The 17610-nt window shown below is 69.5% G+C and carries 11 protein-coding genes and 1 pseudogene; 8 read left to right on the top strand and 4 right to left on the bottom strand.

The features are described 5' to 3' along the window. Positions 1 to 170 precede the first annotated feature (170 nt). The gene (locus tag JMO03_RS04030; protein WP_202840475.1) at positions 171 to 470 is read right to left on the bottom strand and encodes a YciI family protein; all 300 of its coding nucleotides are present in this window, start codon (positions 468 to 470) and stop codon (positions 171 to 173) included. 367 nt (positions 471 to 837) lie between these two features. Between JMO03_RS04030 and JMO03_RS04025 the strand changes: the two genes are divergently transcribed. The 4 genes from JMO03_RS04025 (at position 838) to JMO03_RS04010 (ending at position 5469) form a co-directional block, all read left to right on the top strand. Next, a complete protein-coding gene (locus tag JMO03_RS04025) occupies positions 838 to 1737 on the top strand; it encodes a segregation and condensation protein A (protein ID WP_238345875.1) in 900 nt (299 codons plus the stop codon). Between the two features lie 78 nt (positions 1738 to 1815). Then, positions 1816 to 2745 (top strand): SMC-Scp complex subunit ScpB, encoded by a 930-nt coding sequence (gene scpB, locus JMO03_RS04020; RefSeq protein WP_425491769.1) that lies wholly within the window; start codon positions 1816 to 1818, stop codon positions 2743 to 2745. Continuing rightward, positions 2738 to 4228, top strand: coding sequence for a pseudouridine synthase (locus tag JMO03_RS04015; protein ID WP_202840471.1), 1491 nt, complete (start codon positions 2738 to 2740; stop codon positions 4226 to 4228). The genes scpB and JMO03_RS04015 overlap by 8 nt, the downstream gene beginning before the upstream one ends. A gap of 230 nt (positions 4229 to 4458) precedes the next feature. Next, positions 4459 to 5469: a glycosylasparaginase gene (locus JMO03_RS04010; RefSeq protein ID WP_202840469.1), complete on the top strand. Its 1011-nt coding sequence runs from the start codon at positions 4459 to 4461 to the stop codon at positions 5467 to 5469. A 144-nt stretch (positions 5470 to 5613) separates the two neighbouring features. Here the strand turns inward: JMO03_RS04010 and JMO03_RS04005 are convergent. Continuing rightward, positions 5614 to 8127, bottom strand: a pseudogene (locus JMO03_RS04005) (GH92 family glycosyl hydrolase). A 202-nt stretch (positions 8128 to 8329) separates the two neighbouring features. On the opposite strand from JMO03_RS04005, the gene JMO03_RS04000 reads away from it, so the two are divergent. Together JMO03_RS04000 and JMO03_RS03995 are read left to right on the top strand one after the other, a co-directional pair. Next, a complete protein-coding gene (locus JMO03_RS04000; RefSeq protein WP_202840467.1) occupies positions 8330 to 9406 on the top strand; it encodes a LacI family DNA-binding transcriptional regulator in 1077 nt (358 codons plus the stop codon). A gap of 48 nt (positions 9407 to 9454) precedes the next feature. Continuing rightward, positions 9455 to 10450 carry a carbohydrate kinase family protein gene (locus JMO03_RS03995; protein WP_202840465.1) on the top strand — a complete coding sequence of 332 codons (996 nt, stop codon included), beginning with the start codon at positions 9455 to 9457 and terminating at the stop codon, positions 10448 to 10450. Positions 10451 to 10536: 86 nt separating this feature from the next. Here JMO03_RS03995 and JMO03_RS03990 read toward each other — a convergent pair whose 3' ends face one another. Beyond that, positions 10537 to 11508 (bottom strand): glucokinase, encoded by a 972-nt coding sequence (locus JMO03_RS03990; protein WP_202840463.1) that lies wholly within the window; start codon positions 11506 to 11508, stop codon positions 10537 to 10539. Further along, complete coding sequence (locus JMO03_RS03985; protein ID WP_202840461.1) at positions 11505 to 12242, bottom strand: copper homeostasis protein CutC; 738 nt, start codon at positions 12240 to 12242, stop codon at positions 11505 to 11507. The genes JMO03_RS03990 and JMO03_RS03985 overlap by 4 nt, the downstream gene beginning before the upstream one ends. A 510-nt stretch (positions 12243 to 12752) precedes the next feature. On the opposite strand from JMO03_RS03985, the gene JMO03_RS03980 reads away from it, so the two are divergent. Beyond that, positions 12753 to 15866: a TonB-dependent receptor gene (locus tag JMO03_RS03980; protein WP_202840459.1), complete on the top strand. Its 3114-nt coding sequence runs from the start codon at positions 12753 to 12755 to the stop codon at positions 15864 to 15866. A gap of 176 nt (positions 15867 to 16042) precedes the next feature. Further along, the gene (locus tag JMO03_RS03975) at positions 16043 to 17566 is read left to right on the top strand and encodes a tryptophan halogenase family protein (RefSeq protein ID WP_337926355.1); all 1524 of its coding nucleotides are present in this window, start codon (positions 16043 to 16045) and stop codon (positions 17564 to 17566) included. Positions 17567 to 17610 lie beyond the last annotated feature (44 nt).

Genomic DNA, 17610 nt, shown 5'->3' with positions numbered 1-17610 from the left:
GAACAGGCCGCGCGAATGTAATCGTTTTCAGCGCCGGATGCATGGCACGACGCAACATGCGATGCGGGCGGGACTGCGATATCGAGCGAGACGCGTTGCGGATCTGGGGCCCTGTCTCGCGTTACTCCGTCGGCGAGATGTGCGACCCGGGTGCGCTTCGCTTACCCGGGCTACGGCAGGACCTGACGGAACGGTCGTACTTCGACGCGCGTGTAGACGCCGGCCGCGACGTAAGGGTCGGCGTCCGCCCAGGCGCGCGCCTCGTCCAGCGAACCGAACTCGGCAATCACGATGCTGCCGCTGAAGCCGGCCGGACCCGGATCCTCCGCATCGATCGCCGGGCACGGCCCGGCGACCAGCAACCTGCCCTGGTCGCGCAGCGTCGCCAGGCGCTCGAGATGCCGCTCGCGCGTCGCCTTGCGCCTGTCGAGCGCCTGCTCTCCGTCGTAGCCCTCGATCGCGTACCACATGCATGCGCACTCCTGCCTGCCCGAGTGGCGATTCTAGCCACGTGCGGGCCACCGTCCCTCGTGCTGGACAGGCCGCCGGCCAGCGCTTACCCTAGGAGCCAAGTTCCGCAGCCGAACGCCGCTCCCGTCGCAGCAGGACGCAAGAGTCGCGGCCCTTCGGCCAGACCCGACGACCCCTCCAGCAGTCTTCTGCCGGCATCCGGCATGGCCTGCCCGTGGCGCCCGGTCGCAAGACGCTTTGCCAGTGCGACGTAACGGACCCGTGCCCGCCAGGGATGCACGCCCGTTCCTCCTCGCAGCCCGCGACCGCCCTCGGCCCCGCGACAAGACCGACAAGCCAGACGGCCCCGGAGGGGCCGCACCGCGAATGAACCAAGCCGCCCAGGACAACGCCGCGCAGGCGCCCTCCCATCCGCAGCAGCAGGAGATGCGGCTGGCGACGGTGCATGGCCAGCCGGTGCTGCAGATCCCGCAGGACCTGTACATCCCGCCGGACGCGCTGGAGGTGATCCTCGAGGCGTTCGAAGGCCCGCTCGACCTGCTGCTGTACCTGATCCGCCGCCAGAACCTCGACATCCTCGACATCCCGGTCGCCGAGATCACCCGCCAGTACGTCGAGTACATCGGCGTGATGCAGGACCTGCGTTTCGAACTGGCGGCCGAGTACCTGGTGATGGCCGCGATCCTGGCCGAGATCAAGTCGCGGATGTTGCTGCCGCGGCCGGCCAGCGAAGAAGGCGAGGAGGACGACCCGCGCGCCGACCTCGTGCGCCGCCTGCAGGAGTACGAGCGCTTCAAGCAGGCTGCCGAGGACATCGACACCCTGCCGCGCATGGAGCGCGACACCGCGCCGGTCGCCGCCTTCCTGCCCGACCGCGCCTCGGTCAGGCTGCCGCCGCCGGTGGACCTGCGCGAGATGCTGCTGGCGCTGCACGACGTGCTCAAGCGCGCCGAGCTGCTCACCAGCCACGCGATCCGGCGCGATGCGCTGAGCGTGCGCCAGCGCATGGGCGAACTGCTGACCCGGCTCGAGGACGGCGCCTTCCACCGCTTCGAGGCGCTGTTCAATCCCGGCGAAGGCAAGCTGGGCGTGGTCGTGACCTTCCTGTCGATCCTCGAACTGGCCAAGGAACGCCTGCTCGACATCGTCCAGGAAGCACCGCTCGCGCCGATCTACCTCAAGTCGCTCGCCACCGGGCGTGCGGCGGACGAGCCGCTGGAATTCGCCAGCGAGTTCGACGACGACGCGCCCGAAGACGACGCCTGACCCCACCGCCGTGCCCGCGGCCGGTCCACCACCGGCGCGAACACCCGCACGCCATCCATCCCGCCACACCCAAGACGCATGGATCAACAACTCATCAACCGCATCGTCGAGGCCGCGCTGCTGGCCTCGAGCCAGCCGCTGACCGTGGTCCAGCTCAACGGCCTGTTCCCGCTCGACGAGCCGGCACCCGAGGGCAGCCTCCAGGTCGCGCTCGAAACGCTGCAGGCCGAGGCGGCCGGCCGCGGCATCGAACTGGTCGAGGTGGCCTCCGGCTGGCGCTACCAGGTACAGGCCGACGTCCACCCCTGGGTGGCGCGGCTGTGGACCGAGCGCCAGACCAAGTACACGCGCGCCACGCTCGAAACCCTGGCGCTGATCGCCTACCGCCAGCCGATCACCCGCGGAGAGATCGAACAGGTCCGCGGCGTGGCGACCAACAGCAACATCATCAAGGCGCTGGAGGAGCGCGAGTGGATCCGCGTCGTCGGCCACCGCGACATGCCCGGTCGCCCGGAACTGCTCGGCACGACCAAGGGCTTTCTCGACTATTTCGGCCTCAAGCGGCTCGATGAGCTGCCGCCGCTGTCGGAGCTCAAGGATTTCGGCGAACTGGAGCCGCAGTTCGAGTTCGACGGCCCGCGCGCGGTCGGTGGCATCGCCGCGGTCGGCGATGACGATGGCGATGCAGACCGCGAAAGCCAGGCCGCCAACGATGCCGCGGAGGGCGATCCGCTCGCACCCGCGGCCCACGACGAGGATCGCGACGGCCAGGACGAATTCGGAGACGACGCCCCCGACGAGGCCGCCTTCGATGAAGACCCGGCTGGCGAGAAGCCCGCCGCCGACACCCGCGATCCGCATGCACCCGATCCCGACGATCGACTCGACGAAGACCTCCAGCGCGAAGTCGAAGCCGAAACCGACACCCACGACACCGTCCGCGAATCCGCGGCGGACCCAGACGCCCTCGCCGACGACGGCGACAGCACCGGAGCACGACATGACTGAGCAACACCCCGCCGCCAGCCGCAAACTGTCGCTCAAGCGCGGCGAAGACAAGGCCGCCGAAGCGCCGCGGCTCGAGGAGCGGCTGCACAAGGTGCTGGCGCAGGCCGGGCTCGGCTCGCGCCGCGCGCTCGAGCAGCGCATCGCCGACGGCCTGGTGAAGGTCAACGGCGAGATCGCGCAGACCGGCATGTCGGTCAAGGGCGGCGACCGCGTCGAGATCGACGGCCGCCAGTTCGTCGCCAGCGCGCTGGCCGAACCGGCGCGCGTGCTGATGTACAACAAGCCTGAGGGCGAAGTCACCACGCGCGAGGATCCCGAAGGCCGGCCGACCATCTTCGAATCGCTGCCCGCGCTCAAGGGCGCGCGCTGGATCGCGATCGGGCGCCTGGACATCAACACCACCGGCCTGCTGCTGCTCACCACCGACGGCGAGCTGGCCAACGCGATGATGCATCCCTCCTACGAGGTCGAACGCGAGTACGTCTGCCGCGTGCGTGCGCCCGAGGGGGAAGAGACGGTGTCCGACAAGATCGTCGACCGGCTGCAGCGCGGCGTCGCGCTCGAGGACGGCCCGGCGAAGTTCGACGAGATCAAGCGCATCGGCGGCACCGATTCCAACGAATGGTTCCAGGTGCTGCTCAAGGAAGGCCGCAACCGCGAGGTGCGCCGGCTGTGGGAATCGCAGGGCTGCCAGGTCAGCCGGCTCAAGCGCATCCGCTACGGCAAGGTTTCGCTGCCGCAGACGCTGCTGCGCGGCCAGTCGCAGGAGCTGCCCGATGCCCAGGTCGAAACGCTGCGCAAGGAACTGAAGCTCGAGGAAGGCCCGCCGCCGGCGCTCACCCTGCTGCCGGTGATCGGCCAGCGCAAGGCGGCCAAGGCGACCGTGCACCTGACCGGCGACCGCCGCCCGCAGGGCTACGTCAACGGCCACAACACCGCCGACGAGGGCCGCGAACTGCGCCGCTTCGACCACGTGCGCGAGGATCGTCGCGGCCGCGGCGGCAAGAAGCCGCATGGCGGCCTCACGGTCAGCGGCGAACAGGCGGCGAAGCAGTCGCAGAAGCCGTTCAAGCAGCGCAAGCAGAAGGGTCCGCAGGCGCTGCCCGACGGCAACCCCGCCGCGTTCCGCACCTGGTACGTGCCCGAGGGCGTGGACACCGGCCCGGCCGGCCACCGCAACGCCGATGGCCGCGGACCGAAGAAGCCGTTCAACAAGAACCGCCGCGGGCCGGGCCAGGGACAGGGTCCGGGCGCCGGCAAGGGTCCCCGCAACCAGGCGGCGCGTCCCTATGGCCATCCGGACAGTGCGCCGACGTTCCCTTCGGACCATGCCTCACCGGATGCGTTCAGCCCCTACGCGCGTCCACGCGGCCCGCGTCCCGGCGGTCCGCGACCGGCCGGCGGACAGAACCGTCCGAAAGGCCCAGGCAAGGGACCCCGCCCCGGCGGTGGCAATCGCGGTCCGCGCGGTGGCAATCGCTGAGACAGGCGAGGCCGGGCTTCGTCGAAGTTCCGGCCATGGGCCTGCGCGCTTTCCCTGCCCACGGCCGGCATGCCTGAAGGACAAGGCAGGGCCACTGCAACTCGCACACCGTCGACCGGCGACCGGCGGTGGTCGCGCATGATGCGATTGCGCAGACATGTTTACCGCGTGCGGTATCGTGGCGTGAAGCGCATCGATCACTGCCAACCGTCCCGGGAAATCCGATCCCCATGCCTCTTCGCCGCGACTTCCTGCGACTGCTTGGTCTGACCGCCGCGCTTCCCGCGCTTCCTGCCGCCGCGGCGTCCGGGATAGCGCCCGGCAGCCAACCGGTCGTGGTGTCGACCTGGAATTTCGGCGAAACGGCCAATGCCGCGGCATGGCAGGTCCTGGAAAGCCGCGGCAGCGCGCTCGACGCGGTCGAGGCCGGGGCGAGAGTCCCCGAAGCCGATCCAGACAACCACTCGGTCGGCCTGGGCGGCTATCCGGACCGCGACGGCCACGTGACGCTCGATGCCTGCGTGATGGACCACCTCGGCAATCTCGGTTCCGTGGCGTGCCTGGAGGAGATCGTGCACGCGGTGTCGGTCGCGCGCCGGGTGATGGAGAAGACGCCGCACGTGCTGCTGGTGGGCGAAGGCGCCCTGCAGTTCGCGCTGGCGGAAGGGTTCGAGCGGCAGGACCTGCTGACGCCCGAGGCGGCAGCGGCGTGGCGGCAGTGGCAAGAGACCGCCGAGTACCGCCCGCAACCGAACATCGAACGCAGCAACCGCTACCGTATGCCCGGCGAACTGCCGGGTGGCGAGACCAACCACGACACCATCGGCATCCTCGCGCTCGACGGTGCGGGGCACTTGGCCGGCGCCTGCACCACCAGCGGCATGGCATTCAAGATGCGCGGCCGCGTCGGCGATTCGCCCATCAGCGGCGCGGGCCTGTTCGTCGACGGCGAGGTCGGCGCCGCCACCGCCACCGGCGTGGGCGAGGAATGCCTGCGGATCTGCGGCTCGCACACGGTGGTGGAACTGATGCGCCATGGGCGCTCGCCCGAGCAGGCCTGCCGCGAAGCGGTCGAACGCATCGCGCGCCGGCATCCGGCGTCGCGAGACGACCTGCAAATGGCCTTCGTCGCCTTGCGCAGCGACGGCGCGCTGGGCGGCTACTCGCTGCAGCCGGGTTTCAACTTCGCGATCCGGACCGCCAGCGGTTCGCGCCTGGTGGAGGCGCCCAGCCTGCGCTGAAGCGACATCGTGGCGGGCCGGGAAGGCCCTGCCCCGGAACGCCGCGCATGGATCATCGCGCGTGGCGCCCGAGGCGGCACTGCCGCAAACGCAATTCCTGCGGACCGGCCGCCCAGGATGCTGGCGGCGGTCCTCGGCGCGCGCTCACCAGCGCAGCGTTTCCGGGTCCGTCGCGCAGGCCGCAGGTGGAAGATCCTCCGCGCGGGCACCCCAGGCCGCCGCCGGCGCGTCGCCGGTGAGCGAGAACGCGAGTTCGCCGCCCTCGCGCAGCTGCTCCCAGTCCAGCCACACCCGCGACTGCGGCTGTCCATCGAAACTCGCGGACGCGACGAACCGCAGCTGGCCGTCGCCGGCGCCGGGAGCCTGGATGCGCAGCGTGCGGCCTTCGCCCAGGTCCAGTTCCACCCGCTCGAAACGCGGCGCATGCAGCACGAACTGCCCCGTGCCGGGCGTCACCGGATACAGCCCGATCGCGCTGAACAGGTACCAGGCCGACATCGTGCCCAGGTCGTCGTTTCCGGTCACGCCGTTGGGTGCGTTGGTGAACAGCGTCTGCGCCGCATGCAGCACGGTCGAGGTCTTCCACGGCTCGCCGAGCAGCGTGTAGATCCACGGCGCGTGCAGGTCGGGCTCGTTGTTGGGGTTGTAGCGGAACTGGTTGTATTAGCTGTACGGGCCGACCACCCAGTCCTTGCGCGCGGCCGCGGCGGGATCGGCGCGCAGCGCGTCGAGGGCGAAGAAGGCATCGAGCCGGCGCAATGCCTGGTCGCGGCCGTGCATCGCCTGCACCAGGCCGGGCACGTCCTGCTGCACCAGCCACTGGTACTGCCAGGCGGTGCCCTCGTGGAAGCCGTGATGCGAGCGCGGGCTGTAGTGGTCGTCGGCCGGCTGGTACCAGCTGCCGTCGTCGATGCGCGGGCGCGGGAAACCGGTGAAGCCGGTGTGCGTGTCGCGCACGTCGGGGTCCCACACCTTGCGCCAGTTCCCGCCACGCTGCAGCAGCACCCGGGCGTCGTCGCGCTTCCCCAGCGCCTGGGCCATCTGCGCCAGCGAGCAGTCGGCCAGCGCGTACTCGAGCGTGGCCGAGCCGCCATGGTGCGGATCGACGTCCATGCCCTTCGACGGCCAGGTGCGGTCGTACTGCACGAAGCCGTCGGCGAGGTAGCGCGCGTTGCCCGAGCGGCCGGCGTGGCGCGAGTTCTGCGGCGGCTCGCCGAAAGCGTTCTGGCGCAGCGCGGCGTACGCCTGCGCCTCGCGCCCCTCGAGCGCGCCCAGGCGCCACAGGTCGACCAGGAACGGCGTGACTGGATCACCGGTCATGATGTTGGTCTCGAAGCTGGCGTAGCCCCAGCGCGGCAGCCAGCCGCCCTGTTCGTGGATGGCGAGCACCGAGCGCGCGATGTCGCGCGCCTGCCGCGGACGCAGCAGGGCGAGCAACTGGTTCTGGCTGCGGTAGGTGTCCCACAGCGACAGGTACTCGTGGTACGTCCAGCCCTCGGCGCGATGGATGCGGTTGTCGTAGCCGCGATAGCGGCCGTCGGCGTCGCTGCCGGTCATCGGCTGCAGCAGCGCGTGGTAGAGCGCGGTGTAGAACACCGCGACGTCGTCGGCATCCGCGCCCTCGACGCGAACGCTGCGCAATTCCCGGTTCCACGCCTGCGTCGCGTGCGCGCGCATGGCGTCGAATCCCAGCAGCCGGCCATCGTCCATGCCATCGGCACGCAGGTTGGTGCGCGCACCCTCGGCGTCGACATGCGAGATCGCCGAGACGATGGTGACCGCGCGGTCCTCGCCGGTGTCGAAGCTGAGCCACGCGCCGTTCGGCTTCGCCTCGCCTTCCATGTTGTGGCGCGCGCCGGGCAGTCCACCCGCTTCGCCCCAGACGCCATGAGCTTCGAATGGCCGGTCGAACTCCAGCCGGAACCAGGTGGTGTACTGGTGCCCGCCGCAGAAGCTCCTGGTGGTAACGCGACCTTCGACCACCCGGTCGCCGATGATCTCGATCGCGCTGCCCGTGACCGCATGGCGCTCGTTCGCCTGACCGAGATTCACCAGTACGTGGCCCTCGCGCGCGCGGGCCGGGAACGTATAGCGCTCGGCCGCGGCGCGCACCCGCGCGGTGGCTTCGGCGTCGATGCCGCCGTAGTCGGTCAGGCGCACGCGGTAATAGCCGGCCTGCCCCACTTCTACCTCGTGCGTGTAGCGGGCACCGTACTGGCGCTGGTCGAAGGCCTTGGCGTCCTTCGTGTCGAAATCGCCGCCCGGTGCGATCGTGCCGGTGACCGGCAGCACCGACACCTGCCCGCCCTGCTCCCAGCAGCCAGCGCCGGAGATGAAGGAATGGCCGAAGCCGCGGATCTGCGGATCGTCGTAGCGCCATCCCGAGTAATGCGAACCGATCGGGCTCACCTGGATCTTGCCGAACGGCGCCGAGGCGCCGGGGAAGGTGTTGCCGTCGTCCTTGGTGCCGATGAAGGTGTTGACCGCCTCGGCCGGCAGCGCCGGTGCCGCCGCGACCTGCGCAACCGGCCATGTGCAGGCCAGCACGATCGCCGCGATACCGGTCAGGGTGCGACGCCGGGCCCGCGCGCCGGGGAAGAAAGAAGGCCCGGCGGGGACCGGACCAAAGGCGCCGCGGCAGTCGGCTGCAGGCGCCATGGGAGAAGCGGAGACGGGCGGGGGGAAAGGAATGCGGCGCTCGGCGGCGGCCATGGGGGGAGGTCTCCGGTCAGTGGTTTGGATCGATCAAATCGAAATTTTTCCGATTTGGAACGATCTAAATTGACCACACTCCTTGGCGATTTTCATGCTGCCCTGCACCATCGCCCCGTGCTTGCAGCGTTCCCGAGGATGCCGCAGGATGCGGGCCTTGGATCGATCTAAACGCGGTGGGGACGGTTTGGAAAAGCGTCGCAGGATCACCTTGAACGATATCGCGCGCGCCTGCGGCGTGTCTCGCGCGACGGTGTCGCTGGTGTTGCGCGGCAGCCCGCTTGTGCATACGGACACCCGCGCCCTGGTCGAGGCGGAGATGCTGCGGCAGGGCTACGTCTACAACCGTGCCGCGGCCAACCTGCGCCAGCGCGTATCCAGCGCGGTGGCACTGGTGATCAACGACCTGTCCAACCCGTTCTTCGCCGAGTTCGCCGCCGGCGTGGACGAGGCGCTCGGCGCGAAGGGCTTCGTCACCCTGCTCGGCAGCAGCAACGAATCCCCGGCGCGACAGCGGCAGGTCCTGGGCTCGCTGATGGAGCACCACCCCGCCGGCATCATTCTCTCGCCCGCCGAATCGAGCAGTGTTGCCGACGTGGAACTTTCCATCGGCCGCCAGATGCCGCTGCTGGTGTTCAACCGTGCGCTGACCGGCCCGGAGAGCACCGGGTTCGAATACGATTTCCTCGGCCTGGACAACCGCGCCGGTGCCCGTGCCGCCACCGCGCGCCTGCTGGCACTGGGCCACCGCCGCATCGCGTTCTTCGGCGGCCATGCCAGTTCGAGTTCCTGCCGCGAGCGCCGGCTCGGCTACCAGGACGCGCTGCGCGGAGCGGGGATCGGGCCGCAGGCGTCGTGGCTGATCGAGACCGCGCCGACCCGGCTCGAGGCCAACGCGCGGGCCGATGCTCTGCTCGCGCTCGACCCTGCGCCGACCGCGGCGGTCTGCTACAACGACGCCGTCGCGCTCGGCCTGATGCTCGGGCTCGTACGGCTCGGACGCAGGCCCGGCGAGGATTTCGCCATCACCGGCTTCGACGACATCCCGGAGGCGGCGGTCGGCATCCCGCCGCTGACCACGGTGAGCGCCGCACCGCGCGAACGCGGCCGCCAGGCGGCCGAACTGCTGCTGCAACGCGCCGCCGCGCCGTCGCTGCCCGGGCGCCGCGTGATCGCTCCGGTCCACCTCACCGAGCGGGAGAGCACGCCGGCCGTCGCCGACTGACTCGCGCGCGCAAGGCCGGACCACGCCACCAATGCACAGGGCACAGTTTTGAGCAGGGACCACACCATCGTCTGCTTCGGCGAAGCACTGATCGATTTCCTCGCGACCCCCGCGGACGCGGGCGAGGCGCGCGTGTTCCGGCAGTTCGCAGGTGGCGCGCCGGCGAATGCCGCGGTCGCCATCGCCAGGCTCGGCGGCCGCAGCGAATTCGTCGGCATGCTCGCGAACGACATGTTCGGCGACTTCCTGCTCGAGAGCCTGCGCGAGGCCGGTGCCGGGGTCCGCTTCGTCCGCAGGACCCCGCAGGCCAATACCGCGCTGGCGTTCGTTTCGCTGGACGACCAGGGCGAGCGCAGTTTCAGCTTCTACCGCCCGCCGGCGGCGGACCTGCTGTTCCGCGCCAGCGACTTCGATCCCGCCTGCATGGCGAGTGCCAGCATCTTCCACGCCTGCAGCAACAGCCTGACCGACCCCGACATCGCGACCGCCACGCTGGCGGGCATGGCCATGGCGCGCGCCGCGGGCGCGCTGCTGAGCGTCGACCTCAACCTGCGCCCGGCGTTGTGGCCGCAGGGCGAACCGTCGTTTCAGGTGCTGCGGCAGGCACTGGAAGCCGCGGACCTGGTGAAGCTGTCGCGCGAGGAACTCGACCACCTCAGGCGCGATGGCCATCAGGACGAGGACGCCGTCATCGCACGATTGCTGCGGCATGCGCGCGTGGTGGTGGTGACCGACGGATCGGCGCCGATGCGCTGGTCCACGCGCGCCGCCCGTGGCGAGCTGCCGGCCCTGTTGGTGCGCCCGGTCGATACCACCGCCGCCGGCGACGCCTTCACCGGCGGCCTGCTGGTGCAGTTGCAGCGCGACGGCATCGACGCCGCGAGTTTCGACGCATTCCTCTCGGACCTGCCCGGGATCGAACGGTGGTTGCGCTACGCCTCCGCCTGCGGCGCGCTGGCGGTCACACGCCACGGCGCGTTTGCGGCCTTGCCCACGCACGAGGAAGCCAGCGCCCTGCTCGCCGACACGGCGACCGCCGCGTAGGCAGGGTCCGCGAACCACGGATGCGCATCCGGCGCGTCCGCAGTGCCGTTTTCACGACCCAGGGTCGGGAAGGTCGTACGCAGTGCTCAGCCGTTCGCGTTGCGCTGCAGGAACCAGCTCGCCGCACCGATCACCCCGACGTCCGGATTCTCGATCAGACGCACCGGGATCCGTTCCAGCATCGGGCGCATGACGTCCTTGTCCGCCATCCGCTGCGCGAAGGCGCTGTCGAGCAGCCACCGACGGATCTTCGCCGGCACGCCGCCGGCGACGAATACGCGCGTCGCCGAGGTCACCATTGCAAGGTCGCCGACCACGCTGCCGAGCATGCCGCAGAACATCGCGACCGCCTCGCCCGCCTGCGCATCGGTGCCCGCGTCCGCCGCCGCGACGACTTCGTCCGACGACGTCCAGCGTGGGGCCAAGCCGTCGATCGCGCACAGCGCCCGATAGAGGTTCGACAGGCCCGGTCCGGACACCGCGTGACCGACGCCGACGTGGCCCGCGCCCTCGCCCATCCAGTGGGCGAGCACCGCCAGTTCGCGCAGGTTTCCGGGCGCCAGCGAGACCTGCTGCGGTTCGCAGGGCAGCACCAGCGCGCGACCGTCTCGGATCACGCGCAGGGCGCCGCCGAGCCCGGTGCCCGGGCCGAGCAGCAGGCTCGTGCCCGGCTCCGCCGGCGCGGCGACGCCGGGTGTCAGCAACAGGGTGTCGGCGTCGTCCATGCACTGCCAGGCGTGCGCGACCGCGACGAAATCGTTCACTGCCGCCACCTGCGCGAAGCCCGCCGCGCGCAGGTCGGCCAGGTCGATCGGCCAGGGCACGTTGCGGCTGACGACCACGTCGCCATCGACGATCCCCGCGACTGCGATCGCCAGCGCGTCCGGAGCGCCGGCATCGCCCATGAAATCCGCCAGGATCTCGCGCAATGAGGGATGCGCCGCGCACAGGTAGTGTCGCTGGGCGAGCACCTCGATGCCGTCATCGGCGCGCGGGCGCACCCACGCCAGGCGCGCATTGGTGCCGCCGATGTCGGCCGAGACGAATGGCGCGTTCAATCCCGCATCGCCTCATCCAGGGCCGCGCGCAGCGACCGGATGCGATCCACGTCGGCGCGCGATTCGCCGCCATTCATTCCCAGCGCCGGATCGACCGGCACGCGCATGCGCGTGGGAAGCGCCTGCCTGGCGGAGGCATGGAACTCGCGCGCACCCGTGCATGTCACCAGCCAGCCGATGTTGTCCGAGGCGATCCCGGCGCCGGGCATCACCACGATGCGGTCGCCAGCCTGGTCGACCAGTCGCCGCAGCATGTCCGCGCCCGCGATGCTGCTGGCCGCGCCACCGGACGTGAGGACCCGGCGGAAGCCCAGCGCGATGACCGACTCCAGGGCCGCTGGCATGTCCGGGCACAGGTCGATCGCGCGATGGAAGGTGGTGTCGAGCGCGCCGGCCGCCTCGACCAGTTCGCGGCACCGCGCCAGATCGATCTCGCCGCTTCCGGTGAGCGCACCGACGACCATGCCGTCGCAGCCGCTCGCGGCGCAATGGGCGATGTCGGCCAGCATCGTGACGTGTTCCTCGTCGGTGTAGACGAAGTCGCCGGCGCGGGGCCGGACCAGGACATGCAGTGGCAAGGACAGGCGTTCGCGCACGCGGGCGATGACCCCGGCGGAGGGCGTCAGTCCACCGAGTTCGAGCGCCGTGCACAGTTCCACACGAGACGCGCCGGCGGCGCCCGCGGCCAGCGCCGAGGCCAGCGAGTTCGCGGCGATTTCCAGAACGCCGGTCACGGCGCGCGCAACGGCGGCGCCACGTCCCACCCGATGGCGGCTGCGGGTGGCGGATGCGGGGCGTGGCGGGGGAACGATCGCAGGTGCATGGGTCTACCGGCATCGCGGCGTTGCGCAGCGGTGGCCAAGATCCCCAGTCGCCTCGGCGCGGTCAAGATCGATCGCTTCACCGGCGACCGCCGGGCGCCTGTGCAACTCGCCGTCTTCTCCCACATTCTTCCTTTCCGATCAATGGCTTGCATGGAATCACGCCCGCCCGCCAGCGGTGCCCGGAGAACGCCGCACGGGAGCCTTGCTGCGGGGCAGCATGCGTCGCGTGACGCGGCATGCTACATCTTTGCACGCCGAATTAGATCGATCCAAACCACGAGCAAGCGCCGCCGGAGACCAGCGGCCCGCCTCCTGGGTGCCTGCAAGGAAGCTCGCAACCCCAATGGGCGGGCGCTGTTTTTGGATCGATCCAAACCATCGGGCGCATCGTCCATCAGTTCTTTGGAGAGGGAGATTGTGATGAAGTTGATGCCATACACGCAGGGGCGGACCACGCTGTCCGCCGCCATCGCGTTCGCGCTGACGGCGATGGCCACCGTGCCGGCGCTGGTGTTCGCCCAGGACGCCGCCAGCACCGTTCCAGATGCGGAAGAGACACCCGCGGCCACCACCGACGCCGCCACCCTCGACGCGGTGCGTGTGACGGGCTACCGGTACGCGATCGAGCAGAGCCTGGACCAGAAGCGCAATGCCAATGCGATCGTGGAGGTGGTCACCGCCGAGGATGTGGGCAAGTTCCCGGACAAGAACGTGGCCGATGCGCTGCAGCGCGTGCCGGGCGTGATCGTCACCCGCAGCGGCGGCGAGGGCAAGAACGTCAGCGTCCGCGGCCTGTCCTCGGAACTGACGCTGACCCAGTTGAACGGCAACTACATCGCCACCGCCGAATCCAACGGCGACCCGACCCGCTCCTTCAACTACATGCTGCTGCCTTCGAATATGCTCTCCAAGGCCGAGTTGTTCAAGACGCCGGAAGCGCGCATCGACGAGGGCGGCGTCGGCGGCACGGTCATCCTGCATACCCGTCGCCCGCTGGAGATGGAATCCAACACCGGCTTCGTTTCCGTCGAGGGCACACGCGCCGACACGAGCGGCAAGAACGACGGACAGTTGTCGGGCTCGTATGCCTGGCACGACGCGGAAGGCCGCTTCGGTGTCTTCGTCGGCTACTCCGACCAGACGCGCACCACCCGCACCATGGGCGCCAGCACCGAGAGCTGGCAATGGTACGGCCGCGACGAAGGCGGGACCGCGGTCGACGTCAACGGCCGGCCGTCGGACTTCAACTCGAACTGGTGGGGCGGCACCGGTTTCTGGGACCAGAACGGCAACTACTACACCGGCTTCATGATGCCGACCTCGGTCAACTTCAACGTGCGCGAGGAAGAGCGCGAGCGCCGCGGCGGCCAGGTGACGCTGCAGTTCAAGCCGACCGACAACCTGACCCTGACGGCCAACTACTTCCGGTTCGAACTGTCGCAGGATTCGCAGACCAGCACCCTGAAGGTACCGGAGTGGAACATCGCCCGCTACTTCGGCGACGGCAACTGGCGCGGCGGCCGCCTGCTCGACGCGCTCCACTTCGACCGCAGCGGCACCATCGTCACCGGCGCGGACTACAGCCTGCACCCGGGCAAGATCTACTACTGCAGCGAAGAAGAAGCGGCCGCCGGCGGCATGGCGCCGGGCGGCTGGGGGTCCGACGACTGTACCGTGCCGACTCCGCAGATCACCGGCAGCTACAACATCGAGGAGTCGCTGTCGCAGACCGCCGACTTCGCTGCCGAGTGGCGTGGCGAATGGATCGACCTGTCCTTCAAGGCAGGTCGCACCTGGGCCGAGGGCGGCCCGGACCTCCAGTTCTCGGTGCCGATCAAGCCGCGTCGCCAGAACGCGGACGGCAGCTGGAGCCTGGGCAACTACGCGAGCGCATGGAACCTGACAGGCACGCCTTCTATGACGTTCTCGCCGGAGCTGATGCAGAACCTCGCCGCCGGCATCCTGCAGGTCGACCTCGGTTCGACCGGTTCTTCCTGGACCCGCAACAGCACCGAGCAGAACTACGTCCAGCTCGATGGCACCTGGTATACCGAAGGCAGCTTCGTGGAGTCGTTCCAGTTCGGCTTCAAGGCCCGCGACGGCGGCATCAGCCGCAGCACCGGCAACAGCTACTGGGTGTGCCCCGGTACCGACCCAGGGGACTACGACAACCGCTTCTGGAACGGCCGCTGCAACGATGTCGCCACCCAGTTCTCGCCGGATTTCCTGTACTCGCTGGGCAACCTGGCGGGCGGGATCAATGCCAGTGCGTACCCGGCGATCGACTACCCGGCCTACATCGCCTACCTCAACAGCACCTACGGTCCGGTGCAACGACGCGACGAGGACAACTTCGTCTACAACGTCGACGAACGGATCTACTCCCAGTACTTCCAGGCCAACTTCCGCACTGACCGCCTGCGCGGCAACCTCGGCTTGCGCATCGCGCAGACCAGGCAGCACGCGGACTCGACCGACAAGGTGACCAACTACAACGACTACTTCTTCGACGGCAGCGATGGCAACCCGCTTCCATGCCAGCAGGGTGCTTCCATGCCCGTCGGTGCGCCTGCGGATACCTACTGCGGAAGCGAGGGGTTCTGGAGGCTTTCGGACAGCGTGGCGCGACCCGAGTCGTTCGAGGTCAGCGCGCTCGACCGTACCTACACCGACGTGCTGCCCAGCTTGAACCTGGCCTACGACCTGACCGACACCCTGGTACTGCGCGGCGCGGCGTCGAAGGTAGTCGCACGCCCGAGTTACAGCGACATCGCAGCGCCCGGCAGCCTCGAGTACTACAGCCCCGAGTACGTTGCCGACCGCCGTCTGACAGGCGGCGCCGGCCAGCAGGGCTGGTACGGGTCCGGCAGCAACAAGGGACTCGAACCGTACAAGGCCACCCAGTACGACGTGGGGCTCGAGTGGTACTTCCAGCCCGGTTCGGTGCTCGGCCTGGGGCTGTTCCGCAAGAACGTGAGCAACTTCGCGGTGCCGGTGATCTCCGATGTACAGATGGTCGTCAATGGGGAAACCGTGACCGTGCAGAACTACTCGACCGATGCCGGCGGCCGCGATGCGGTATCGCAAGGCGTCGAGCTGTACGCGCAGCACACGCTCGACTTCGGACTCGGCTTCCAGTTCAACTACACCTACAACGACACCAACGAGGCGGCGATCACCCTCGAGGATGGGACCGAGCTCGGCGAGTCGCCGCTGGTCGGCAGCGCACGGAACCAGACCAACTTCACGGTGTTCTATGAAGCGCACGACCTGCTGCTGCGCGCGTCCTACAACCGTCGCGGCGAAGTCGTGCAGGGACTGGTCAACGGCCTGAACGTCTACGAGGAGCCCTACCAGCAGATCGACCTCAACGCGGCCTACAACATCACCCCGGCGCTGAGCATCACCGCATCGGTCCTGAACGTGACCGAGGAGGAGACACGGTCGCACCTGGGCAACGACACGAAGGATCGTTTCTACTCCAACGGCTACGCGGGCCGCGTGACGTACCTGGGCGTGACCTACAAGTTCTAGCGCTGTGCCCCTTCGCGCATCCGCGAGAGGGCTCGGGTCCGTGCTGTCGGCGATGCTGGATCATCGTCGGCAGCGCCTCTTCCTCCCCGCGCTACGCGCCACACACTCCGCCCGTCACCGCCTGCGATGACCCGACCCTGCCCCGCACCGCCGCACGCCTTCCACCGGATGGTCGGGTGACGGACCACGACGCCCGCATCCGCCGCATCGTCGTGGTCGGCGGCGGAAGCGCCGGCTGGATGGCGGCAGCGACGCTGGCGACCTATCTCGGTCGCGGGGCGTCGATCCGCCTCGTGGAGTCCGAGGAAATCGGCATCGTCGGCGTGGGCGAGGCCAGCGTGCCGCATCTGAAGACCTTCAATGGCGATGTGCTCGGGATCGACGAAGCCGAGTTCGTTGTCGGCACCCAGGGCACCTTCAAGCTGGGCATCGAGTTCCGCGACTGGGGCCGCATCGGCGATCGCTACATGCACGGCTTCGGCAGGATCGGCCGCTCGATGGGACCGCTGCCGTTCCACCAGTTCTGGCTGAAGCGGTTCCTTGCCGGGCGCGCGCCTGACATCGGCGCCTACACGCTGCAGACGGTGGCCGCGCCGCTGGGCAGGTTCATGCCCAGCCCGCCGGACGCGCCGCCCGGTTCGCCGCTGGCCGACGTCGCCTACGCCTACCACTTCGACGCCGGCCGCTACGCCCGTTTCCTGCGGACACTGGCGGAACACCGCGGCGCGGCGCGCACCGAAGGCCGGATCGTCGACGTGGTGCGACGGAGCGGAGACGGCTTCGTCGAAGCGGTACTGCTCGACAGCGGCGAACGCATCGAGGGCGAGCTGTTCATCGACTGCTCGGGCTTCCGCGCCCTGCTGATCGGGCAGGCCCTGGGCACGCCTTACGTCGACTGGCGCCACTGGTTGCCTTGCGACAGGGCGATGGCGGTGCCGAGCGCGAACATTGGTTCGCTCACGCCTTATACGCGCGCGACCGCACGCCCCGCGGGCTGGCAATGGCGCATCCCGCTGCAGCACCGCACCGGCAACGGCTACGTCTATGCCAGCGACCACCTCAGCGACGACGAGGCGGCCGCGACCCTGCTGTCCCACCTCGATGGCGAGGCGCTGGCCGAGCCGCGCCCGCTACGCTTCACCACAGGCATGCGGAGCGAGTTCTGGCGCGCGAACGTGGTGGCGCTGGGGCTGGCGAGCGGCTTCATGGAGCCGCTGGAATCGACCAGCATCTACCTCGTGCAGTCCGGGCTGCAGCGCCTGCTCGGGCTGTTCCCCGAACGCGACTTCGATCCGCAGCTGGCGCGGCGCTACAACGCCGAGACCACGTTCGAGTGCGAGCGCATCCGCGACTTCCTGGTGCTGCACTACCACGCCACCGAACGCGACGACAGTCCGTTCTGGAGCCACTGCCGCACGATGCCTGTTCCCGAGGCCCTGCAGGAGACGATCGCGATGTTCCGCCGCGACGGCCGCTACTTCCGCCAGGGCGACGACTTCTTCGCCCTGCCCAGCTGGGTGCAGGTGATGCTGGGACAGCGGATCGTGCCGGCCGGCTACCATCCGATCGTGGACGAGATGCCCGAGACGAACCTGGCGGCGTTCGTGGACCGCATGCGCGAGGACGTCGCCCGCGCGGTCGAGGCCATGCCGTCCCACCAGCAGTTCATCGATCGCCACTGCAGGGCGCCCGCCCCATGACCCACGCGCATTCGCCTCGCCGCGCGCGCACGCGCCCTGGCATC

Origin of the sequence: Luteimonas saliphila (assembly GCF_016774335.1) — a bacterium.
GTDB classification, from domain to species: domain Bacteria; phylum Pseudomonadota; class Gammaproteobacteria; order Xanthomonadales; family Xanthomonadaceae; genus Luteimonas; species Luteimonas saliphila.
The sequence above is the reverse complement of the archived record's forward strand: the minus strand, read 5'-3'. Positions and strand labels throughout refer to the sequence as shown.

What these genes read in the sequence shown, in the direction of transcription:
- JMO03_RS04015 (WP_202840471.1), top strand. Translation starts at nt 2,738, where the DNA reads ATGACTGAGCAACACCCCGCCGCCAGCCGCAAACTGTCGCTCAAGCGC.
- JMO03_RS04025 (WP_238345875.1), top strand. Translation starts at nt 838, where the DNA reads ATGAACCAAGCCGCCCAGGACAACGCCGCGCAGGCGCCCTCCCATCCG.
- JMO03_RS04030 (WP_202840475.1), bottom strand. Translation starts at nt 470, where the DNA reads ATGTGGTACGCGATCGAGGGCTACGACGGAGAGCAGGCGCTCGACAGG.
- JMO03_RS04000 (WP_202840467.1), top strand. Translation starts at nt 8,330, where the DNA reads ATGCGGGCCTTGGATCGATCTAAACGCGGTGGGGACGGTTTGGAAAAG.
- scpB (WP_425491769.1), top strand. Translation starts at nt 1,816, where the DNA reads ATGGATCAACAACTCATCAACCGCATCGTCGAGGCCGCGCTGCTGGCC.
- JMO03_RS04010 (WP_202840469.1), top strand. Translation starts at nt 4,459, where the DNA reads ATGCCTCTTCGCCGCGACTTCCTGCGACTGCTTGGTCTGACCGCCGCG.
- JMO03_RS03980 (WP_202840459.1), top strand. Translation starts at nt 12,753, where the DNA reads ATGAAGTTGATGCCATACACGCAGGGGCGGACCACGCTGTCCGCCGCC.